This window comes from Mycobacterium sp. (assembly GCF_008709575.1).
Classification (GTDB): domain Bacteria; phylum Actinomycetota; class Actinomycetes; order Mycobacteriales; family Mycobacteriaceae; genus Mycobacterium.
In genome coordinates, this window is the sequence record NZ_VYIK01000126.1 from 1 (window position 1) to 2301 (window position 2301).

The window sequence follows — 2301 nt, forward strand, 5'->3', positions numbered from 1 at the left end:
ACCGTCGATGTTGTCTCCACCCCGGAGGCGGGCGCTGCACCCGTCGCGGCGGGCATCACCAGACCGGCGCCGGAGGTCAACGCCTGGATGCTCGCATCGATCGCTTCGCCGAGCGGGCTGTCGGCCCACGCCTGGCTGAGGTCGCGAAGCGGATCCAGGCCGGCCAGCGCACCGGTGAGCGAATCGATGATGGGGTCGAAAAGCACATCGAGAAGGTCGGCATGGGCGGGCGCCGCCGCGGCCAGGGGCGACATCGCCAACGTCACTGCGGCGCCGGCGGCCGTGCCCAGAACCTGAGCGCGCGAGAGCGTCGCCGCTTTGTGTGAGCACGGGCAGCGGTGACGCGACATCGCAGCTCCATCGCTACGGGTGGGCAATTAGGTGAAAAAAATATGCAGCAAAACACTATAACAGCTGTCCAAGACACGTCAAACAGTTTGTACTTACCAAGGCATAGGCGTCTACCTTCTTGACGTGCGTGTACACGATGTCAATCGCGGGAAAGCGGTTTCATGCAGAATGGCATCGGCTGAATTCTTTGTGATAATGACCCGTCGTGGGCGCTACTGTGCCGACTCTATGCGTACGGAGATGCCGGCCTTAATACGTGATACTCGGCAGTTCGTGTTGTGGAGCCGATCGGCGGGGAAGTCACGATGCTTGGGGAGCCCGGCTTGCCAACGCCCTCTGCAGTCGGCCGATCGACGACCCGATACCGAATTGGTCCGCGAGTTCAGCGATGGCCGCGGGGTCGGTCGCGGTGAGCGGCAGCGCGTCGGTAGGCGTCGAGAACGTGACCGGCGCATCGGTGACCACCCGCACCACCGGCTCGGCGGCCGCCAGATAGTCGGCGGCCGCCCGCAATTTGGCGCGGAGCGCCTTGGGCAGCGACGAGTTCGGGTCATCGACAGCGGCGAGAATGCCTGCTAGCGAGCCGTGCTGGGTCAGCAGCATCGCGGCCGTCTTTTCCCCGATACCGCGCACGCCGGGAAGCCCATCGGACGGGTCGCCGCGCAGCAGCGCCAATTCGGCGTAGCCGGCACCGGCGCGATCACCAGGCACGCCGTAGCGTTCGGCTACCTCTCGGGGTCCCATCAGGATGGCATTGGTCACGCCGCGATTAAGGTAGAGCACCCGAACCGGGACCGGGTCGTCGCCGACTACCTGTAGCAGGTCACGGTCCCCGCTGACCACGACGACCGGGTCCCGGCGTTCGGCGGCAGCCAGCGTCCCGATCACGTCGTCGGCTTCGAAGCCCGCCGCACCGGCAGTGCATATACCGAACGCTCCGAGGATGTGTTCGATGATCTCCACCTGAGGGGACAGATCGTCGGGCACCTCGTCCTGACTTTCCTCCTCCACGCGGTGCGCCTTGTACGAGGCGATGGCGTACACGCGGAACTGGGGGCGCCAATCCAGATCCAGGCACACCACCAACCTGGCTGGCTGATGCCGGGTGATGAGCAGCGCCATCGAGTCCACAAAGCCGCGGACCGCATTCATTGGCTGCCCGTCCGGCGCCGTGATCGACGTCGGCACCCCGTAGTAGGAGCGGAACCACATGCTGGCTCCGTCGAGCAGCAGCAGAGGCGCAGACATGCCCCTCACGGTAGTGTTCGCGAGAGTGTGGTTAGCGACGGGACTTCTTGGGGAATGTGTCGCTACTGGCACTCTGGCGGTCGAATCCAGCGACGGCCGTCTAGCCTGATCGGTACATGAACTCCCGGCGATTCGACACAGACGTCTATGCGCGTCGGCTTGCTGCGGCGACGACCGCCGCCGCCGACGCCGGCCTCGCGGGCCTGGTTATCACCCCCGGCTATGACCTGCGGTATCTGATCGGGTCGCGGGCGCAGACCTTCGAGCGGCTGACTGCGCTGGTAATGCCGCCCGCGGGGCAGCCCACGCTCGTGCTGCCGCGGCTGGAACTGGCCGCGCTGCGGGAGTCCGCCGCCGCGGAGTTGAGGCTGTCGGTGGCCGACTGGGTTGACGGCGAGGATCCCTACCGGCTGGTCGCCGCGGCCCTGGGCGGTGCCCCGGCAGCGACCGGACCTGTCGGGGTCAGCGAGTCGATGCCTGCTCTGCACCTGCTGCCGCTGGCCGAGGTGCTTGGCGGTTGGCCGGTGCTGGCCACCGGTGTACTGCGTGGGCTGCGGATGATCAAGGACGCGTCGGAGATCGACGCGCTGACCAAGGCCGGTGCGGCCATCGATCGGGTTCACGCCCGCGTGCCACATTTCCTGGCGCCGGGCCGGACCGAGGTCGACGTCGCCGCGGACATAGCTGACGCCATTGTCGCCG

Annotated in this window: 3 protein-coding genes; 1 reads left to right on the forward strand and 2 read right to left on the reverse strand. The window is 66.7% G+C overall.

Going from position 1 to position 2301, the window contains the following annotated elements:
* Both F6Q13_RS17120 and F6Q13_RS17125 read right to left on the reverse strand, forming a co-directional pair.
* The coding region (locus F6Q13_RS17120; RefSeq protein ID WP_293059107.1) for a hypothetical protein at nt 1-350 on the reverse strand (350 nt) is incomplete at its 3' end.
* A 301-nt stretch (nt 351-651) separates the two neighbouring features.
* Nucleotides 652-1599: a 5'-3' exonuclease gene (locus F6Q13_RS17125; protein WP_293059109.1), complete on the reverse strand. Its 948-nt coding sequence runs from the start codon at nt 1597-1599 to the stop codon at nt 652-654.
* A 116-nt stretch (nt 1600-1715) separates the two neighbouring features.
* Between F6Q13_RS17125 and F6Q13_RS17130 the strand changes: the two genes are divergently transcribed.
* A partial coding sequence (locus tag F6Q13_RS17130; protein WP_293059111.1) for an aminopeptidase P family N-terminal domain-containing protein occupies nt 1716-2301 on the forward strand: 586 nt, incomplete at its 3' end.

Coding starts and splice junctions, on each gene's coding strand:
- F6Q13_RS17125 (WP_293059109.1), bottom strand. CDS start 1,599: ATGTCTGCGCCTCTGCTGCTGCTCGACGGAGCCAGCATGTGGTTCCGC.